The sequence below is a fragment of the Kribbella sp. CA-293567 genome (genome assembly GCF_027627575.1).
Classification (GTDB): Bacteria; Actinomycetota; Actinomycetes; order Propionibacteriales; family Kribbellaceae; genus Kribbella.
The window spans coordinates 205,492-225,273 of sequence record NZ_CP114065.1 but is presented as its reverse complement, the minus strand read 5'-3'; the positions used below and the strand labels follow the sequence as shown (position 1 = coordinate 225,273).

The following is a 19,782-nucleotide window of genomic DNA, read 5'->3' as shown; positions in this document are numbered from 1 at the left end:
GATGAGCCTCAGAGGCGCGACGGTCGCCGTACTGGCCGTGCTCGGCTCGACGTTGGTCGCGGTGCCGACGGCGCAAGCGGCTCCGGACCCGAAACTGACGATTACCGCCGTCACGCTGGGCCGCTCGGCGGTCGCGGTCTCGGGGCTCAACACGGTCGCCGTACCGGTGCGGGTGAAGGCCGGCTACGACTCCGCCGATCCGCAGGCGCAGTACTTGTCGCTCGTGGTGTTCTTGCAGCGCACGGGCGGAACCGGGCAGCTGACCACGATGGTCACGACCGATCTCGAGCGGGTCGCCGGTCCGGTGCAGGACGGCGAATGGCTCGGCGCGGTGCAGGTGCCGTCGACCGCTGACGGGACCTTCAAGGTGGCGAGTGTCCGGGTCGGGCCTTTCGACCGGCCCAACCCGGCCGATCCGACTCCGTTCGCGGGCCCGAGCCTGGTGGTCACCGGGGTGCATCAGCCGCGCATCACCGCCGTCGTCATCCCGCGGGTGGTGCCGTTCGGTTCCGGCTTCACCGTCCGGGCTGCGGTGACCGATTCGGCGACCGGAAAGCCTTACGGTACGAGGATTCCGCTCACCTTCCTCGCGACCGCCGCTTGGTGCCGGCAGCTGGGCCCGAGCTCCGGCATTCTCACCGACACGGCCGGAATCGGCCAACGGTCGTACGAGGGCACGCTGGGCGACGTCCCCAACTGTGTCCGGTTGCGCAACGGCCCGTTCGACAAACTCTCCCTGACCCTCACCCCCGCCCGGCCGGGCATCCTGGCCGCGACGCCGGCGGCGACCAGCGCGCGAGTCGGCACGAAGGTCGACGTCAACGGCTCGGTCAGAGGTGCCCCGGCCGGCTGCGGGGTCACCCTCCAACGCCTGTACGGCGCCTCGCAGTGGCGCGGCGTGAGCACCGGCACGGTCCGGGCGAGTGGCCGGTTCACCGTGACAGCGCAGCCGCCGTACGTCGGCAACGTCAGGTACCGGGTCTTCTTCCCGACCTGCGGCCGCTTCCAGTCCGGAATCAGCAACGTCTTCACTGTTCGAGGCATCTGATGGGTACGAGCACCGCTCGCATTCTGACCGCCGTACTTGCGGTGATCGGTTCGACGCTGGCGGCGGTTCCTGCAGCACAGGCGGTTCCGGACCCGGAGTTGACGGTCACGGCGGTGACGCTGGGCCGCGCGTCCGTCGCGGTGTCAGGGCTGAACACGGTCGCCGTACCGGTCACCGTGAAGGCCGGCTACGACTCCGACCAGCCGTGGGTCGAGAAGGCGTTGCTCAACGTGGTTCTCAAGCGCACGGGCGGTTCCGGCCCGGTCGATCTGATCGTCGCCGGTGAGCTGAAGCGGACGGCGGGTACAGCGCGCAACGGCACCTGGACCGGCAGCCTGCACGTCCAGTCGACGGCCAACGGAACCTTCCAGGTCGACGGCGTGGTCGGAGGCACCAACTACGACGGTTCGGACGGCAGCATGGTCAGCCCGACGCCGTTCGCGGGGCCGAGGATCGCGATCACCGGCGTCCATCAACCGAAGCTCGGCGTCTCGGTGATCCCCCGCGTGGTGCCGTTCGGTTCGGCGTACCAGGTGAAGGCAGCGGTGTACGACTCGGCGACCGGTAAGCCGTACGGGACGCGGATCCTGCTGCAGGTCGTGCGGAGCAACCTCTGCGTCGAGTACGACGCCGGCTCCAGGTACGCGTCGACGGCCGGACTGCTGGTGACGAACTTCGAGGGGGTGTACGGAGACGTCAACCACTGCGTCCGAATTCGCGGCCGGTACGTCGACGTGCTGAAGCTCCCGTTCACCCCGCTCCGGCCAGGCCTGGTCGCTGCCGTGCCGCGGCTGACCAGCGCGCCGGTCGGGACGGTTGTCGAGGTCGACGGCTCAGTGGCCGGTCGAACCTATCGCTGCCGGGTCGAGCTGCAGCGCCTCTACGGCTCGACCCAGTGGCGTGCCGTCGGCAGTGCCTCCGTCCGGGCCAGCGGGCGCTTCACGCTCAAAGCCCAGCCGGCGTACGTCGGGAACATCCACTACCGGGCCTTCTTCCCGGCCTGCCATCACTACCAGCAGGGTGTCAGCAGGAGCTTCGTGATTCGCGGCAGCTGAGCAGGTTTGGGCGGGGTGGGTTAGCCTAACTTAGGTATGCCTAACCAATCCCGCCCGAAGGTCGAAAGGACCGTGGCCAGCGTGAGCACTCCCGCACCCCGAAACCGCCGAGCGAAGCTGGCGGTGGTCCGACGGACCGAGCGCGTCACCCCGCACATGATCAGGATGGTGCTGAGCAGCGACGACTTCGTCGACAACGGCACCACCGACCACTACGTCAAGCTGCTCTTCCTGAAGCAGGGCGTGCAGTATCCGGACCCGCTCGACCTGGGCCAGGTCCGGGAGCAGTTGCCGTCCGAGCACTGGCCCACGATGCGGACCTACACCGTCCGCTCCTGGGACGAGGCGGCCAAGGAGCTGACCATCGACTTCGTCCACCACGGCGACGAGGGCATCGCCGGTCCCTGGGCAGCGTCGGCCCAGCCCGGTGACAAGGTCTGGTTCAACGGTCCCGGCGGTGCCTACGCGCCGCAGGAGACCGCCGCCTGGCACCTGCTGGTCGGTGACGAGAGCGCGCTGCCGGCGATCGGCGCCGCGATCGAGGGGCTGCCGGCCGGTGCGCACGCCAAGGCGTTCGTCGAGGTCCAGGACGAGACCGAGGAGCAGAAGTTCGACACCGCCGGTGACCTGGAGCTGACCTACCTGCACCGCGCCGGTGCGACCGGGGACCGCGGCGACGGCCTGGTCAAGGCGGTCGAGGCGCTCGACTTCCCCGACGGCGTCCAGGTCTTCGTGCACGGCGAGGCCGGATTCGTACTGCGGCTGCGCAAGCACCTCTTCGCCGAGCGGGGACTCGCACGCGACCAGGTGTCGCTGTCGGGCTACTGGCGGCTCGGCAAGAACGAGGACGGCTGGCAGGCGGAGAAGGCCGAGACGGTCCGCAAGGAACGCGAAGCCGCCGGCAACTGACCGCCAACCATCCGGCGACGGCGGGCGTCGTACTGGTCGATGACTGCTGACCCTGCGCTCTTCGACCGGTTCGCCGCCGACTACGACCGCTTCGTCAGCCTGCAGCCCGGCCAGCACACCCACTGGCTGACCGGGCTGGGGCTGAGCGGCGAGCGGGCGATCGACGTCGGCTGCGGTTCCGGCCATGCGGTGGAGCGGCTGGCCGACGACTTCCAGTACGTGCTCGGGGTCGACCTGAGCGGGCCGATGATCGAGATCGCCCGGGCCACCCGGGCCCGCCCGAACCTCGAGTACCGGGTGGCGGACGTGTTCGCGCTGGCGGACGACGGGTTCGACCTGGTCTACAGCCACACGATGATGCATCACCTGCCCGACTATCGGGCCGGGCTGGAGCAGCTGAGGTCGCTGGTCCGGCCGGGTGGCACGGTCGCGGTGGTCGACAACGTCTCCGATCTCTACCCGACGCCGCCGCGGTGGATCTACACCGAGGGCGCCCTGCGCGGTTTCCCCGCCGAGGTCCGGCGGATCGGGCTGCGGGCGGCGTGGTTCCAGCTGCGGTTCTGGTTCAGCGAGCCCTGGCTCGCGCACCTGGCGAGCGACAGCTATCTGTCCCGCGACCAGTTCCGGCTGGTCTACGACGAGGTGTTCCCCGGGGCTCGGTACGACGACCTCGGTTTCGCTCTCGCGATGAGCTGGACCGACGAACGCGCCGACTGATCCGGCTGCCGGCTGCCGGCTGGCTAGTGGGTGCGCGCGGAGGCGATGCGGCGGTCGAGGATCTGGGCGATGGCGGGGGCCTCGTTCTGCGGCAGCACCCAGTCGTCGCCCTGGACCTGCAGGATGAGCGCGGGGCCGGGGCTGCCGGCCGGGGCCAGTCTGAGGTTCACCGGGAACCTGAGTCGCTCGGCGCCCGACAGGGACACGTCGAAGACCCCGGTCACGGCCGTCAGCGGGTACGCCTTCTCCCGCTCGATCTTCTTCCGGCCGTCCTCGGTGTGGACCACGATCTGCTCGTGCAACGCGACCCGCTCGGCATCGATCGACAACCGCAGCCGGGTCAGCCCGCGGATCCGGAAGCTCAACTCGTACGCCGACTCCGCCAGCTCCGCGATCGCGGGCGACATCACCGTGCGGAAGCCGTACCGCCCGAAGCCCGCGCCGAGAATCGCCCCGGCGATCGTCACCGGCAGGAACCAGGCGGCCAGCCGGCCGCTCTCCAGCATGCCCGTGAACAAAGCCGTGCACAGCGCCGTCAGGCTGCCCATCGCAGTACCGGCCGACGTCCATCGAGCGGGCTTCAACCGGCTTTCTCCGCGTCGCCACCAGCCCACGGCGAGCAGCACCAGCGGAATCAGCACCACCAGCCAGTCGGGTTCTTTCGCGGCCGAGACGATCCACAACGTCAGTCCGAGGAACACCAACGGGATCCCCAGATAGACGAACGACACGACGAGCTGGGCCTGCCGGTGCCTTGCCTCCAGTGAGCTCACCGGAAAACCCAAGCACATCGGCCGGCCGGCAACTAATGTTGCCGCCGATGACCGCGCTGTTCGCAGTACCGCCCCCGCTCTTCGAAACCCTCTCCGACCGGTTGCCCTGGCTCGAAGCCGTGCCCACGCTGGCGGCGGCGTACCTCGATCGCTGGCAGCTGACCCTCGACGGCCGGCCGCTGCACGGGATGGCTTCGGTGGTGCTGCCGGTCGTCCGCCGCGACGGCACCCCGGCGATGCTGAAGCTCCAGCCCTTCGACGAGGAGAACGCGGACGAGGCCCTCGCGCTGCGCAGCTGGCCCCGGGACGCGGTCGTGCAGGTCCTGGAGGACGACCCGTCGAGCGCGACGATCCTGCTGGAGCGGCTCGAGCCCCGGTCGCTCAGCGAGGTCGCCGACGACACGGAGGCGACTCGCATCCTGGCCGAGTTGCTCGTCCGGCTCAACGGCGTACCGGCTCCTGCTGGGGTACGGCGGCTGTCCGAGGTCGTGGCCGAGATGCTGGACGGTGCGCCGGCGCTGATCCCCCTCCTGTCGGACCCCGCCCAGCAGTCCCTCGTACGCCGGTACGCCGCGCAAGCCGCCGAGTTGGTCCAGGAGCCCGGTGACCGCCTGCTGCACTGGGACCTGCACTACGGCAACGTGCTGGCCGGCCGCCGCGCGCCCTGGCTGGTGATCGACCCCAAGCCGCTGGCCGGCGATCCGGCTTTCGAGGTGTTCCAGGTGCTGCACAACCGCTGGGACGACCTGGTCGCGACCGGGGACCTGCGGGGCGCCATCCGGCGGCGGTTCGACCTGATGGTCGAGGTGACCGGTCTGGAGCGGGACCGGGCGGTCGGCTGGACCATGGTCCGGATCCTGCAGAACGTGCTGTGGGACCTGGCGGGCGCGCAGGACGACGCGATCGATCCCGACCACCTGGAGATCGCCCGGGCCATCGTGTGAGCCTGCCCACCCCGCGCCGGTCGCCACGCTGTGACGTAACCGATGCGATGACGGGCTTTCGCCGCGGCCGGAGCGGGGTAAGACCTGGTAAAGGTTGCTGTATCAGAGGCCCGCGGGGGAACTCGGGACCCAGCGTTTCGATATTGTCGGCGGTTCACGACGAACCCGGTGGCCGGGATGCGAGGGTGAACCATTGTGACCGCTCAGCTCGAGTACCCCGACTTGCAGGACAGCGAGGCGCTGCTGTCGATCCAGGGTCTGTGGAAGGTCTTCGGGCCGAAGGCCGCCCGGGTGCCCCGCCGGCCGGAGCTGGCGGCGATGAGCCGTGCCCAGTTGCTGGACCGGACCGGCTGTACCGCGGCCGTCCGTGACCTGAGCTTCGACGTCGCTCCGGGCGAGGTCTTCGTGGTGATGGGCCTGTCGGGATCGGGCAAGTCGACCCTGGTCCGCTGCCTGACCCGGCTGATCGAGCCGACCGCCGGCAGCATCATCTTCGAGGGTGAGGACCTGCGCGCCGCCGACGAGAAGCGGCTGCGGACCCTGCGCCGGAGCAAGTTCTCGATGGTCTTCCAGCACTTCGGCCTGCTCCCGCACCGCAAGGTGATCGACAACGTCTCCTACGGCCTGGAGGTCCGCGGCGAGAGCAAGCCCGACCGCAAGCGCCGGGCCCAGGAAGTGATCGACCTGGTCGGTCTGCGCGGCAATGAGAACCTGTACCCCGAGCAGCTCTCCGGCGGAATGCAGCAGCGGGTCGGCCTGGCCCGCGCACTCGCCAACGACCCCGACGTGCTGCTCTTCGACGAGCCGTTCTCCGCGCTGGACCCGCTGATCCGCCGCGAGATGCAGACCGAGGTGGTCCGGCTGCACCAGGAGGTCGGCAAGACGATGGTCTTCATCACCCACGACCTGAACGAGGCGCTCAAGCTCGGTGACCGGATCCTGCTGATGCGCGACGGCGAGGCCGTCCAGCTCGGCACCGGCGACGAACTGGTCGGCGCCCCGGCCGACGACTACGTGCGCGACTTCGTCCGCGACATCCCGCGCGCCGACGTCCTCACCCTGCGCTGGATCGTCCGGCAGCCGCGGGACGGCGAGGAGCTGGCCAATCTCGAGCTCGGCCCCGACGTGCTGGTCCGGGAGGCGACCCGGCAGGTGCTGGAGTCGCCGCACCCGGTCAAGGTCGTCGCGGACGGCCAGCTGCTCGGCGTGATCGGCGACGAGGAGATCCTCGCCGTGGTCGCGGACCGGGAGACCTCTGCCGTCGTGCCCGCTGCGCGGCACTGAGATGGCCTCCATCACCGGCAACGTCGAGATCCGGGTCCGCAAACCACACCGTGGCGTGATCGTCGGCGTCCTGCTGGTCGCCTGGGTCGCGGCCTGGTTCGTGCTGAAGGGCATCAACACCCTCGCGCTCGGCGGGCAGGAGACCACCGGGCTGCATCGCTGGCTGACCGACCAGCGCGACTTCCTGGGCGGCGGCAACGCCTTCCTCGACGCGATCCGGGTCGCGGTCGACCAGCTCGTCGTGCTGCTGCAGGCGGTCATCGCGCAACCGTCGTACGGGCGGCCGGTGCCGGTGGTCGGCTGGCTCGGCGTGGTCGCCGTCGCGGCGTACCTGGCCTGGGCCTTCGGGAACTGGAAGGTGGCCGTGCTGACCGCGGCCGGCCTGACCTTCCTGGGGCTGCAGGGGTTGTGGCAGGAGAGCATGGACACGCTCTCGCTGACCATCGCGGCCGTCCTGCTCGCGCTGCTGGCCGGCATCCCGCTCGGCATCTGGGCGGGGCTGTCGGATCGCGTCTTCAAGGTGGCGACGCTGCTGCTCGACCTGATGCAGACGCTGCCGACCTTCGTGTACCTCGCGCCGCTCACCCTCTTCTTCGCGATCGGCCCGGCCGCGGCCACGATCGCCACCCTGATCTACGCCGCGCCGCCGGTGATCCGCCTGACCGCGCACGCGATCCGCTCGGTCCCGCGGGAGAGCGTCGAGGCGGCCCGCTCGCTCGGCTCGTCCGGCGGCCAGACGCTGGTCAAGGTGCTGCTGCCGATGTCGCGCAGCACGGTCGTGGTCGGGATCAACCAGACCATCATGGCCGCGCTGTCGATGGTGACCGTCGCGGCGCTGATCGACGCGCCCGGCCTCGGTCAGACCGTCCTGAAGGCGCTCCAGACGCTGGATGTCGGGGTCGCCTTCAACGCGGGGCTGGCGATCGTCGTGCTGGCGATCGTGCTCGACCGGGTGACCACCGCGGCCGGCGACCGTCCTTGGCGTACTGCGAGCCTGCGCCGCAAGGTGCTGCTCGGCGCCGGTGCCGTGGCCGCGCTGGTCGCGATCTGGTTCTCGCGGACCTATGTGTGGGCGGCGGAGTTCCCCACCGGAGCCAACATCGGCTCGAAGATCGCCGTCGCGGCGACCGAGGTGACGAACTGGGTGCAGGACGTCTTCGGCGGCTTCACGTACGGCCTCCGCGACGTGGTCACCAAGGGCGTTCTCAACCCGCTCGAAGCGCTGCTCACCGAGTCGCCGTGGTGGCTGGTGGCGGTGGTCGTCGTGGCGCTGGCCGGGTTGCTGGGGAGCTGGCGGGGCGCCGTACCGGCTGCTGTTTGCCTTGGTCTGCTGGTCGCCACCGGCGTCTGGCACGACAGCATGGTGACGCTGGCCTCGACCCTGCTCGCCACGGTCGTGGTGGTGGCCGTCGGGCTGGTGCTCGGCGTCTGGACCGGGCGTAACCAGCGCGCCGACAGCTGGCTGCGGCCGGTGCTCGACGCCGGCCAGACGATGCCGCCGTTCGTGTACCTCGTACCGTTCCTGGCGCTCTTCGGTACCAGCCGCTTCACCGCGATCGCGGCGGCGGTGGTGTTCGCCGTACCGGTGACCACGAAGATCGTTGCCGACGGCATCAGAGCGGTACCGGTCGCGACCGTCGAGGCGGCCAACTCGGTCGGCTCCAGCACCTGGCAGGTGATCAGCAAGGTGCAGCTCCCGGTGGCCCGGCGGGCGATCACGCTGGCGATCAACCAGGGCCTGATCTACGTGCTGTCGATGGTCGTGGTCGGTGGACTCGTCGGGGCCGGCGCGCTCGGGTACGACGTCGCCGCGGGCTTCGCGCAGAGTGAGCTGTACGGCAAGGGACTTGCCGCCGGGCTGGCCATCGTGCTGCTCGGCGTGATGCTCGACCGGATCACCCAGGCCGCGGCCCGGCGGACCCGGAAGTTCAAAGGATCTAGAGGAGACAACCTGTGGTGACCAAGAAGCTCCGGACCGCTGGAGTGCTGACCGCTGTGGCGCTGGCCCTGACCGCCTGTGGTGGCGCGAAGGTCGGCGAGGCCGAGAAGCCGGCCGCGAGCGGTGGCAAGGAGTGCGGCACCTTCAACCTGGCCGTCAGCCCGTGGGTCGGGTACGAGGCGAACGCGGCCGTGGTCGCGTACGTCGCGACCAAGGAGCTCGGCTGCAAGGTGGTGAAGAAGAACCTCAAGGAGGAGATCTCCTGGCAGGGCTTCGGCACCGGCGAGGTCGACGCGGTGCTGGAGAACTGGGGTCACGAGGACCTGAAGAAGAAGTACGTCACCGACCAGAAGGTCGCCGTGGTGGTCGGTCCGTCGGGGAACAAGGGCGTCATCGGCTGGTACCTGCCGCCGTGGCTCGCGGCCGAGAAGCCGGAGCTGAAGGACTGGAAGAACCTGAACAAGAACGCGGCGCTGTTCAAGACGTCGGAGTCCGGCGGCAAGGGACAGTTGCTGGACGGCGACCCGTCGTTCGTCACCAACGACGAGGCGCTGGTGAAGAACCTGAAGCTGGACTACAAGGTCGTCTACGCGGGCTCCGAGACGGCCCTGATCCAGGCGTTCCGGGACGCGGAGAAGAACAAGAAGCCGGTGATCGGGTACTTCTACGAGCCGCAGTGGTTCTTCAACGAGCTGAAGCTGGTCAAGGTCGACCTGCCGGCGTACACGGCCGGTTGTGACGCGGTGCCGGAGAAGATCGCCTGCGACTACCCGGCCTACGACCTGGACAAGGTGGTCTCGAAGAAGTTCGCCGACTCCGGCAGCCCGGCGTACGAGCTGGTGAAGAAGTTCAACTGGACCAACGACGACCAGAACGTGGTCGCCAAGTACATCGCCGAGGACAAGCTGACGCCGGACGCCGCGGCCGAGAAGTGGGTCAAGGACAACCAGTCCAAGGTCGACGCCTGGCTGGCCAAGTAACCGCTAGAAGACGTTCGGCCCGGGGGTGAGGATTCCGCCCGGGTCGATCTTCTGTTTCAGGGCCTGGAGCTGCGGCCAGCGATCGCCGTAGTGGTCCGCCCAGTCGTCCGGTGTGAAGGCGATCGACTCGATCGGGTACCGCGTGCCGCCGAGCGCGCGGGCCCGGTCGTACAGCCGGCGGTTCCTGGCCAGCATCTCGTCGGTGAACTCGGCGCTCGGCGGGCCGGCCGTCATCAGCGTGAACAGGTAGACCCATTCGCCGTCGTCCGCAGGCAGGCGCAGTGACGGTCTGGTCAGCTCGGATCGGCGGTGGGCGTAGAGCAGCACGAAGCCGCCGTCGCCGACGTCCTTCGGGGTCAGCTGCCGGACCACCTCGGTGACGTACTGCTCGACGGTCGCTTCGGGCAGCCAGAGGGTGAGCCACGGCTTGGCCAGGTTGCCCCAGTCGAGGACGGTGTTCAGCTCGTCGACCGCGACGTCGATCCGGGTCACGTGCGGGAGGAAGCCGGCCTCGCTGACCTCGATCTCGCGCGGCGTCAGGCCCCGGAGTACGTGCGCGTCGTCGGGTGGCTCGGCTTCGGAGTGGAAGGTGAAGGCGTTGAGGTGCTGCACCTCGCCGTGCTCACCCGGCCGCCACCAGTCGCCGTAGAGCTCGCTGATCTCGGCCCGCTCCAGCAGCGTGCGGAAGTCCTCGAAGAAGTCGCTGAGGTCGGGATAGGTGAGCTCGTGCCCTCTCACCCGCGCCGGTGCCGCTCCCAGCGCGACGGTCGCCTTGGTGATGATGCCGAACTGTCCCAGCCCGCCGAGCACCGCCTCGAACAGCTCGCCATTCTCTTCGGCCGAGCAGCGCTTCAGCTCACCGGTTCCGGTGACCACCTCCAGCTCGATCACGCTGTCCACCTGCCCGCCGGACTGGATCGCAGGCGGGATGCCGCCCAGCGACAAGGTGCCGCCGAGACTGAGCCCGAGAAATCCGGTCAGCGCGGGTGGCGTCAGGTGGTGGGCGTGCGCCGCGTTGGTCAGCCGCAGCCAGTCCGCGCCCGCGTCGGCGACCGCTCGATCGAGGCCGATCTCGTGAATGGTGTCCAGCGAGCGCATGTCGATCAGCACCCCGCCGACCAGTCCCTGCCCGTCGGTGGTGTTGGCCAGGCCCCGAGCCGCGACCGGGATGCCGTGCCGGTGGCAGAACCTGACCACCGCCTGGATATCCGCGACGGACGCCGGCCGCAGTACGGCGTACGGCAGCTGGACCCGGTACCGTCCGGCGTCTCGCGAGACCTCCGCCCGGCTCTCAGCGTCGAGCGCCAACTCGCCGTCCAGCTCCGCCGTCAGCTCGTTCCAGTCCACTTCGCCCGCGGAGCCGTCGCTGAACTTATCCACGCTGCACCTCATCCAGTCGCCGTCTGATCCGCTCCACGTCAGCTCTCTCGCCCTCCGGCAACGGTGCGCCCACCGCCTGCCGTAGCTTCTCGGCCCGGTCCAAGAGCTCTGCTGCCTCATCTGCCTGACCGGCGCCGGCCTTGGCCCCGGCCAAGCCCTCCAGCGTCAGCGCGATCGCACGCTCGTCGCCGGTGGCCACCGCGAGGGCATGGGCCTCTTGCTGCAGCTGGAGGGCTGCCACGTAGTCCCCGCGCTGGTCGGCGATGAAACCGAGCTGGGTGAGGATGAAGGCAACCCCCGAGTCGCCGCCGACCTGTCGCAACCACGGCAGCCAGTTGGCGAGGTGCTCCTCGGCTTTGTCGAGTTCGCCCCGGCGCCGGGCGACCAGGCCGAGGCCGACCTCGGCGTACTCCTCGGCCGACTTGTTGGACTGCTCGATCGCCAAACGGCGCGCCCGCTCGTGCAGCTCGTCGGCCTGGTCGTACTCCCCGGTGAGCAACGCGATCCGGCCCAGTCCCGCAGTACGGAAGGAGACTTCTGTCCACATGCCCAGCTCTTCCGCCACTCGCAGCGCCTCTTGCAGCAGGCGCGTAGCGACGGCGTACTCCCCGGCGATCTCCGCGGCCACGATGAGCGAGTAGCTGGCCTGCAGCTGTCCCCATCTGTCACCGAGCTTGTCGAACAACTCCAGGCTGCGCAGCCCGTCTCGCCGCAGTGCTGCCAGATCCACGTGCGTCAACGACAACTCGGCCCGAGTGCTCAGCGCAGCGGCCAATCCCCACTGGTCATCCAGCCGCGTGAACGTCGCAGTCGCTCGCTCGATCCGTTCCAGCAGCACCTGCCGACCGCCGTACGCCCATTGTGTTGCCGTCAGGAACCACTCGGCTCTGGCCTGACCGAGTGGGTCGTCAAGAGAGTCGTAGGCGGTCAGCGCCTCTGCGCTGGCCGCAGTGAGGTTGCTTCCGTCTGCGGCTGTCGCGGCGAAGCCCACACTCCAGACGGTGGCCGCAGCGCGTGCGGCGTTCGCCGGACCCGGTACTGCGAGAGCTGTGGCGAGCGCTCGTCTTCCCTCGCTCAGCCGGCCGCGGAGGTACCAGTACCAGGCCATGGCATTCACCAGCCGCAGCGCGGACTCCGGCGATGCGTACTGCAGAGCCAACCGGAGGTTCGCGCTTTCGAGGTCGAGCTGACGCAACCAGAGCACTTGCTCGGCGCCGCGCAGGTGAGGCTCCGCCTGCTCAGCCAGCGACACGTAGTACGCCGTATGGCGGCGCCGCAGCCGCGGCTCCTCGCCCGACTCGACGAGTCGCTCGAGGCTGTAGGCGGCGACAGACTCCAGCAGTCGGTACCTGCCTTCGCTGGACACCACGAGTGATCTGTCGACGAGGCGAGCGAGCACCTCGGCCGGTAGCTCCCCGACCTCCTCTGCCGCCTGCAGGCTGAAGCTGTCGGCATGCACTGCGAGCCGTCTGAGCAGGACCTGCTCCTCGTCGCTCAGCAGCTCCCAACTCCAGTCGATGGTCGCCCGCAGTGTCCGCTGCCGCTCCGGAACCCCACGCCCTCCCGCCAGCAGCCGGAATCGGTCGTCAAGCTTCGCCGCGAGTCCCTGCACACCCAGCGCACGCACCCGGGTCGCCGCCAACTCCAGCGCCAACGGAATCCCGTCCAACCGCTGGCAGATGCCATCGACAGCAGCATCCTCCGTGCGGAGGGAGTCGCCCGCGCCGGCCGCGGCTGCTCGCTCCCGAAACAACTGCGCCGCAGCTGCTGGTTCCAGCGGGCCCACTTCCAGCAGGTGCTCACCTGCCAGGCCCAGCGGCTCACGACTGGTCGCCAGCACTCGCAGGCCCGGCGCTTCGACCAGCAGCATCCCCACGAGATCTGCTGCGGCCTCCACCAGATGCTCACAGTTGTCCAGCACCAGTAGAGTCGGCCGAGCCTCCAACGCCCCGACCAGCCGCTTGCCCAGCTCCCGGCCCACAACCGGCGCGGGCATTCCCATCACGTCATCCCGCAGTCCCACTCCAGCCGCCACGGCATCCAGCACGTCTACGCCTTGGAGAGCAGCCAGCTCCACCAACATCACTTGTTCCACCACGGCAGCCTCATTCGGCGCAGCGGCTTCTCGGGCCAGCTCCAGCGCCAGCCGGGTCTTTCCGACTCCTCCGGGACCGATCAGCGTCAGCAGCCGGGTCTTTCCCAGCAGCTCCATCGCCTCCGCCGCCACTGCTTCCCGGCCGATCAGCTCGTTCAGCGGCACCGGCAGTCTGCTCCCGCCCGCCGCGGTCAGCGCTGGATCATGCCGCAGGATCGCCTGGTGCAACGCCGCCAGCTCAGGCCCCGGATCAGCCCCCAACTCCTCAGCCAGCAACTCCCGATAGTCGGCGAACGCCTTCAACGCCTCGTGTTGCCGCCCCGCCCGATACAGCGCCCGCAGTTGCGTTCCCCGCGCCCGCTCCCGCAACGGATGCCGTGCCACCAGCTCGGCCACCCCAGCCAGCACCCGCTGAAGCTCCGACCCTCGATCGAGCTGGATCTCCAGCAACTCCTCCGTAGCGGCCAGGCGCAGCTCTTCCAACCGATCCCGCGCCGCCCGCGCGAACTCGCGATCCGCCACCTCCGCGTACGCCGGGCCCCGCCACAGCCCGAGCGCCTGCTGCAGCACCTCGGCCCGCCGTGACCCCGGCGCTGTCAACCGCTCAAACTCGTTGCTATCGACAACCTCTTGCGGCACGTCGAGCCGATAGCCGCCCGGCCCGTGGGTGATCAGCGCTCGCCCGCCCGGCTCAGCCCGCGCGAGCGCCGTACGGAGCTGGGAGACGCGGGCCTGCAACGTGCCGGACGCGTTGCGCGGCGGGTGGTCACCCCACAGGTCGTCGATCAAACGGTCCGCCGACACCGGCCGGCCGAGGTTGATCAGCAGATCGAGCAGCAACGTGCGGACCTTGGTGTCAGGCACCACGACCGGATCGCCCGCATCCGTCCGGACGACCAGCGGCCCCAGCACCTCGAAGTACACGCCGCAACAGTAGCCACCGCCACCGACACCCGTAGTGAATCCGTAGCGGCCTTTTCGAGGATCGGGGCATGACCAACAACCACGCAGCAGTCACCGTCATCGGCCTCGGCGCGATGGGCGCCAAGATGGCCGAGACCTTCCTCGCCGCCGGTCACCCGACCACCGTCTGGAACCGTACGCCGGGCCGCGCCACCCACCTGATCGCAGCCGGAGCCAGCGAGGCCGCAACGGCAGCGGAGGCCGTCGCCGCCAGCAACCTCATAGTCATCAGCCAGCTCGACTACGCCGCCATGGACGACTCACTGCAGGGCGTGGACATCTCCGGCCGAGTACTGGTCAACCTGAGCTCTGACAGCCCCGACCGTCTTCGCCAGAGCAGCCGTCGGGCGACAGAGCGCGGTGCCACTCTCATCACGGCCGGAATCATGGTTCCGCCGCCGGGTATCGGCCAGCCGGGTGCCTACTCCTTCTACAGCGGGCCGCGGGAGGCACTGGAGACCCACAAGCCCGTGCTGGAGGCACTGGGCCGGGTGGACCACGTCGGAACCGATCCAGGTCTGTCGATGATCTACTACCAGGCCATGATCAACCTGTTCTGCACGACGCTGGTCAGCTACTTCTACTCGGCGGCACTGCTGGGCGCGGCCGGAATCAGCGCGGAACAGTCCCGGCCGTACGCCGCGGCGCTGCTGGCAGACCTCACCGACGACGGCCCGATGGGCTTCCTCAAGATCCTCGCCGCCGAGATCGACTCCGGCAGCTATCCCGGTGAGGAGAACAACCTGCACATGATGGCGGTCGGCAGCGAACACATCGTGCAGGCCTTCGCCCAGGCGGGCCTGGACACCACGATGCCGGCCGCGCTGGCCGCCCTGTTCGCGCGGACGGACGCCGACGGGCACGGGCTCGAGGGCTTCAGCTCGATGATCGAGACGATCCGGAAACCGGCCCGCTGACCGGTACCGGCCGCGGCGGCCGGACAGGTTGAAGGGTGGTTGAGCTTGTACGGGGGCTGTCGGCAATTATCACGCGGCGCGCGAGCAACGCCGACGACACGCCGGAAATCGGGTCCGAGCGGGTAGCGTCGGTCCCATGATCATCGTGACAGCTGCACTGAAGGGCGGGGTCGGCAAGACAACCACGTCGGTGTACTTGGCCGCGCTGGCATCTTCCAACCGTCGTACAGCCACCCTCATCGACGCCGATCCGCAGGGAAGCGCGGCCGACTGGATCGCCGACTCCGACGACGACCACCTGGCCAGGATCGAGATCGCCGAGGCGCCGACCGAGCGACTCCTGACCAAGGCCCTGGACCGGGTGCCACCCGAGGGCATCGGGGTGGTGGACATGCCGCCCTCGCACGAGCGCCTGCTCAACAAAGCCCTCGACCGGGCCCGGATGGTGGTCATCCCGACCCGCGTCGGCGGCGTCGAGACCCCTCGCGTGCGGGCGGTCCTGGAGCTGGTCCCGAAGGACATCCCGGTCGGCCTGGTGATCTGCTCGGCCCGCACGTACACCCGCAGCTACCAGGAAGCCATGCAGCTTTACGCCGAGGAGAACATCCCTGTCTGGGGCACCATCCCCGAGCGAGTCTCGATCACCGCGGGCCCCACCGGCCCGCTGGCCGAGGACGGCCTCGAGTCCTACCGCAAGGTCTGGCGAAAGATCCTGGCCGCCGCCCGCAGTTGACCGGCGCGCGAAGTGCCCTTCCCAGCCGGGAGGGGCACTTCGGCAGGTCCCTTCACGGGCGGTGGCAGTCGCCTCCGGATCAAGAGCCGTGTGGTTGCCTGCTGAGCGGCGGTTCGCCCCGCACGTAGGAGCGGATGACCGTGGTCGCGGCACCCCGCGCCCAGTCGTCGAACGTGTGTGAGCGAAGCATCAGCCGGCAGTCCCCGGCCGCACCGAACGCGTGCTCACCGAAGGTCTGCCGCATCCGCTGGTCGTACAGGTCGTAGTCGGCGACCCCCTCACCGGCGATCACCACCAGCTCGGGCCCGACCAGATTCACCATCGCGGCCAGGGCCGATCCGATCACCTCACCGGCCCGGTCGAACGCCTCCCGTGCCTGCGGATCGCCGCTGTGGGCCAATTCGATCGCCCCGGACAGGTCCAGCTCCGGCCGGCCGGTCGTTTCGCGCACCCGCGCCAGGATCGCGTCCGACGAAGCCACCGTCTCGACGCACCCCCGTCGTCCGCACGTGCACACCAGGTCACCGGGCGCGAGCGGCAGATGCCCCAGCTCGCCCGACACCCCGTGCGCTCCCGACACCACCTCGCCGTTGATGTAGAGCCCGCAGCCGACCCCCGACCCGATCGTCACCACCGCGAACGAGTCGGCATCCACCCCGACCCCGAACCAGTGCTCGGCCACCGTCAGCGCCCGCACGTCGTTCGACACCACCACCGGGACCTTGACCTGGTCGGTCAGCAGCGTCGCCAGCGGGATGTCGCGCCAGCCCATGAACGGCGAGTCCCGCACCACCCCGTGCCGCGCGTCGACATCACCCGACACCGCGACGCCGATCCCGATCAGTGGTCCGGCCGAATCGTCCAGGGTCTCGAGCAGCTCCTTCGCCAGCTCGGCCAGCCGTTTGATCACCGCCTCGGGCGACAGATCGGTCAGCTGCTGATGCCGGACGGTGCGGATCCCGGCCCGGAAGTCGGTCGTCACCCCGATCAGCTCGGTCGGCGTCACCTTCAGCCCGATCACCGAGATGCTGTCCGGTACGACGGTCAACGGGCTGACCGGCCGCCCGATCCCCAGCTCGGCCCGGCTCGGCGTACTCTCGTCGACCGGTCCGGCGACCGGCTGGTCGGTCACGAATCCCGCCTCGATCAACGGCGCGACGGCCTTGGTGACGGCCGCCTGCGACAGGCCCGTCCGGCGGGCGATCTCGACCCGCGGGATCGGTCCCTGGGTCAGAATCCTGGTCAGCACCTCGACCCCCGCCGGAGTAGCGAGCGGCAGCGGGCGGTTCGAGCGCTTCGGCACAGGACCAAGCTACCGGCGTCCGGAGCCAATCATCCCTCCGGGCGCACTTCTCGCCGCAAACAATGCGAGGGAACCGTCCGCGATCCGGCGCTCGGTCAGCGGCCCGGCTCGATCGAGCCCAGTGTCGGCGAGGTCAACGCCCAGCGAATCGTTCTGGTCAAGCCGTCGCCCGCAGCCCGCACCACCGTGCCCTCGGCCAGCGGCAGGAGTGGCAGCCGCAGCGGCCACCGCGTCCACCAAGGCAACAGGCCGACCGCCGCAGCCGTCAGTACGGCGTACGCGGGTCTCGCGGCGAGCGGCACCGGCGGGTGCACGAGGATGAAGCGCGCCGCCTGCCGAGCTTCCGTCGTACCGCGTAGCTCTGGCCTGTACTCGTCGAGCATCTGTCGCAGCTCCACCTGAGTGCTCGGCGGGTCTACAACGCCCAGTGCCCGGGCCACTCGCGCAGTGTCCTCGACATACCCGTCCTGCTCGGCAGCGTCGAGCGGCGCAGCGCCGTACTGCTGGTGTGCTGCGAGGAAGCTGTCCACCTCAGCCAGGTGCACCCACTTCAGCAGGTGCGGGTCGGAGGCCCTGTAGCGAACACCGTCCGGGCTGGTCCCGCGCACTCGCTCGTGCACCGCCCGGACCCGGGCAACCGCCTCACTCGCATCGGCGTCAGCGCCGTACGTGGTGATCGCCAGGAAGTAGCTGGTCCGCTGCAGTCGCCCCCATGGATCTCCGCGGTAGCCCGAATGCGCCGACACCGCAGCCATCGCCGATGGATGCAGCGACTGCAGCAGCAGCGCCCGCAGTCCGCCGGCGAACATGGAGGCGTCGCCGTGCACCCGCCGGATCGGCCGGTCCGGCGCGAACCACCTAGGCCCTGGGGTGTTGTGAACGCGGTCCCGCTCGGCCCGAGGATCCGGGCCGGCCACCTTGGTCATGATCATCCGTGCGAGCCCGTCTCTCAACGGGTTGAGCACCTTCTCCTGCGGGGTGACGGACATACGTCCAGTCTCCCCACCACTCCAAACCCTCGACCATCGTCACCGGCTCACCTCCACGAACACCGGGTTCGTGTAGAGCCAGGTGTCGAGCCACGGGTCGCCGTCACCGTTCGGATGCCGAATCGGTCCGGCCGGGTCGATCTGGCGGCCCAGGTAGCCAGGACCGTTCCGTCGGCCGTCACTGCCACGTAGGCGCAGGTAGTGGGACCGCTCGGCCCGGCCGAGCGGGATGCGCAGCGTGTAGGTTCCCGTCTTCCGGCGTACGTCGACCTGTTCGACCACGCGGGTGTCCGGAGCGCGCCAGCTGTCCTTATCGGGCGCACTGCCGGTCACTACGCCGCGGATGACGTCCAGGTGAGCCAGTCGTGGCAGTAGACCGTGGAAGTTAGGTCGAGTCGCACTGGTCACCGTGACCCGCAGTTCCAGCCGCTCGGTACGCCGTACCTTCAACCGCCCGCCCAGCGTGACTCCACGCCGCGACGACCCGGCCGGCGCCACCCGGACGTCGATGCCGTCCACCAGTTGACCGTGATCCACCCAGACCCGCCCGGCTCGCAGGCCGGCCATCACGTCCAGGTAGCCGTACTTGGTGACCCCCACGTGCGTCCGGCTGAACTGACCGGGCCAGAAGTCGCTGCCCGCTTGCGGCGTACCAGCGTCGGTCGGGGACGGCTTCCACCCGAGCGAGTCGAAGTTCTGTCCCTCCGGGAACACGCCGTCCTTCCAGGTGTCCCAGATGGTTCGGTGGTTGTCACTGTTGGAGGTGATCGAGAACAGCTTCCCCTCGGCGAGCATGGCGTCCCACAGCCCGCCCACTGTCGCCGTCGCCCAGTCGAAGCCGCCGTACGTCCGGTAGGCGTCGTTCGGGTACCCCGGGAAGCTCCCGGTGCCGGGGTTGTTCACATACTCACCGCGCTGCGAGTTCGTCGCGCCGCGGAAGGCGACCCAGGCCGGTTCGGCGTCACCCTGGGATCCGGGCGCACCCTCCATGCCGATCAGTACTCCGGTGTCGCGCCAGCCTCGCAGCTCGTGCGGAGCGTCGATCCCCAGTCGCAGTGGGTGGTTCGCCAGCGCGAGCACGTCGTCGACGAACCCGCTCTTCTTCTGCGCGGCCAGCCAGTGCAGCGCTTTGAGCGCGTGCAGCTCGTTCTCGGCCGTGTCGGCGGCGCGGCCGGTCAGCTTGCCGTCGTACTCGCGCTCGAACTGCTGGAGCAACGCGACGTTGTTCGGTCCGGGTGCGACCAGGATGGTGCCGTGCTCAGCGGCCGGGATGTACCACTCGAGGCCCTGGAAGATCAGCATCCGCGGGTTCTCCGCCCGCGCCTTCAGCACCTCCGCGTTCTCCGCCTGCGCGCCGCGGTCGGCGTGCCCGAAGTTGCTGTGCTCGGTGAACGCCATCCAGTCCAGCCCGAACTGCGCCCCCCGCTGCGCGAGCTGGGTGAAGTCGTACTTCGCGTCGTGGCTGTAGCGGCTGTGAACGTGGTGATCGCCGACCAGATAAACCAGCTCAGGATCCCCATACGCCGTACCGCCGCCGGCCGCCGCCTCAGCCGCGCCCACTCCTGCAGCAGCGAAACCGACCCCCAGCATCCCGGCGCCCCGGATCAACCCGCGCCGCGAGACCCCCTGCGGATCCAGTGTCTCTTCCGGAACCTCAGGATCGGCCCAGGCAGGCACCTGCTGCTTTGTCATGGCAAAAGCATAGAGGGCCTTATGGGTCGATCATTGTCATATACCGATGGTCTGACTATTG

At 69.4% G+C, this 19,782-nt stretch carries 16 protein-coding genes; 10 read left to right on the top strand and 6 right to left on the bottom strand.

All coding sequences use genetic code 11. The features are described from left to right. Position 1 precedes the first annotated feature (1 nt). From OX958_RS01045 to OX958_RS01030, 4 genes are all read left to right on the top strand, one after another. The gene (locus OX958_RS01045) at positions 2–1,048 is read left to right on the top strand and encodes a hypothetical protein (RefSeq protein WP_270135035.1); all 1,047 of its coding nucleotides are present in this window, start codon (positions 2–4) and stop codon (positions 1,046–1,048) included. Next, entirely contained in the window at positions 1,048–2,103 is a 1,056-nt protein-coding gene (locus tag OX958_RS01040) for a hypothetical protein (protein ID WP_270135034.1), read from the top strand. Before OX958_RS01045 ends, OX958_RS01040 begins: the two co-directional genes overlap by 1 nt. 81 nt (positions 2,104–2,184) lie before the next feature. Next, positions 2,185–3,012, top strand: coding sequence for a siderophore-interacting protein (locus OX958_RS01035; protein WP_270135033.1), 828 nt, complete (start codon positions 2,185–2,187; stop codon positions 3,010–3,012). Between the two features lie 39 nt (positions 3,013–3,051). Further along, positions 3,052–3,729 (top strand): class I SAM-dependent methyltransferase, encoded by a 678-nt coding sequence (locus tag OX958_RS01030; RefSeq protein WP_270135032.1) that lies wholly within the window; start codon positions 3,052–3,054, stop codon positions 3,727–3,729. A gap of 23 nt (positions 3,730–3,752) precedes the next feature. On the opposite strand, the gene OX958_RS01025 is transcribed toward OX958_RS01030, so the two are convergent. Further along, positions 3,753–4,502 (bottom strand): hypothetical protein, encoded by a 750-nt coding sequence (locus tag OX958_RS01025; protein WP_270135031.1) that lies wholly within the window; start codon positions 4,500–4,502, stop codon positions 3,753–3,755. Between the two features lie 47 nt (positions 4,503–4,549). On the opposite strand from OX958_RS01025, the gene OX958_RS01020 reads away from it, so the two are divergent. The 4 genes from OX958_RS01020 (at position 4,550) to OX958_RS01005 (ending at position 9,649) form a co-directional block, all read left to right on the top strand. After that, complete coding sequence (locus tag OX958_RS01020) at positions 4,550–5,446, top strand: aminoglycoside phosphotransferase family protein (protein WP_270135030.1); 897 nt, start codon at positions 4,550–4,552, stop codon at positions 5,444–5,446. A gap of 195 nt (positions 5,447–5,641) precedes the next feature. Next, positions 5,642–6,730, top strand: coding sequence for a quaternary amine ABC transporter ATP-binding protein (locus OX958_RS01015; RefSeq protein ID WP_270135029.1), 1,089 nt, complete (start codon positions 5,642–5,644; stop codon positions 6,728–6,730). 1 nt (position 6,731) lies between these two features. Further along, positions 6,732–8,690, top strand: a complete 1,959-nt coding sequence (locus OX958_RS01010; protein WP_270135028.1) for an ABC transporter permease subunit — start codon at positions 6,732–6,734, stop codon at positions 8,688–8,690. Further along, positions 8,687–9,649, top strand: coding sequence for an ABC transporter substrate-binding protein (locus OX958_RS01005; protein ID WP_270135027.1), 963 nt, complete (start codon positions 8,687–8,689; stop codon positions 9,647–9,649). Before OX958_RS01010 ends, OX958_RS01005 begins: the two co-directional genes overlap by 4 nt. Positions 9,650–9,652: 3 nt before the next feature. Here the strand turns inward: OX958_RS01005 and OX958_RS01000 are convergent, their stop codons facing one another. Both OX958_RS01000 and OX958_RS00995 read right to left on the bottom strand, forming a co-directional pair. Beyond that, the gene (locus tag OX958_RS01000; RefSeq protein WP_270135026.1) at positions 9,653–11,029 is read right to left on the bottom strand and encodes an FAD-binding protein; all 1,377 of its coding nucleotides are present in this window, start codon (positions 11,027–11,029) and stop codon (positions 9,653–9,655) included. Further along, complete coding sequence (locus tag OX958_RS00995; RefSeq protein WP_270135025.1) at positions 11,022–14,048, bottom strand: BTAD domain-containing putative transcriptional regulator; 3,027 nt, start codon at positions 14,046–14,048, stop codon at positions 11,022–11,024. Before OX958_RS00995 ends, OX958_RS01000 begins: the two co-directional genes overlap by 8 nt. A 68-nt stretch (positions 14,049–14,116) precedes the next feature. Here OX958_RS00995 and OX958_RS00990 point away from each other — a divergent pair, with 68 nt between their 5' ends. Both OX958_RS00990 and OX958_RS00985 read left to right on the top strand, forming a co-directional pair. Then, complete coding sequence (locus OX958_RS00990; RefSeq protein WP_270135024.1) at positions 14,117–15,004, top strand: NAD(P)-dependent oxidoreductase; 888 nt, start codon at positions 14,117–14,119, stop codon at positions 15,002–15,004. A 136-nt stretch (positions 15,005–15,140) separates the two neighbouring features. Further along, complete coding sequence (locus tag OX958_RS00985; RefSeq protein WP_270135023.1) at positions 15,141–15,737, top strand: ParA family protein; 597 nt, start codon at positions 15,141–15,143, stop codon at positions 15,735–15,737. A gap of 79 nt (positions 15,738–15,816) precedes the next feature. Here the strand turns inward: OX958_RS00985 and OX958_RS00980 are convergent, their stop codons facing one another. The 3 genes from OX958_RS00980 to OX958_RS00970 all read right to left on the bottom strand — a co-directional run bounded on the left by OX958_RS00980 (position 15,817) and on the right by OX958_RS00970 (position 19,721). Then, the gene (locus OX958_RS00980; protein WP_270135021.1) at positions 15,817–17,040 is read right to left on the bottom strand and encodes an ROK family transcriptional regulator; all 1,224 of its coding nucleotides are present in this window, start codon (positions 17,038–17,040) and stop codon (positions 15,817–15,819) included. A gap of 95 nt (positions 17,041–17,135) precedes the next feature. Then, a complete protein-coding gene (locus OX958_RS00975; RefSeq protein WP_270135019.1) occupies positions 17,136–18,029 on the bottom strand; it encodes an oxygenase MpaB family protein in 894 nt (297 codons plus the stop codon). A gap of 39 nt (positions 18,030–18,068) precedes the next feature. Continuing rightward, complete coding sequence (locus OX958_RS00970) at positions 18,069–19,721, bottom strand: PHP domain-containing protein (protein WP_270135017.1); 1,653 nt, start codon at positions 19,719–19,721, stop codon at positions 18,069–18,071. Positions 19,722–19,782 lie beyond the last annotated feature (61 nt).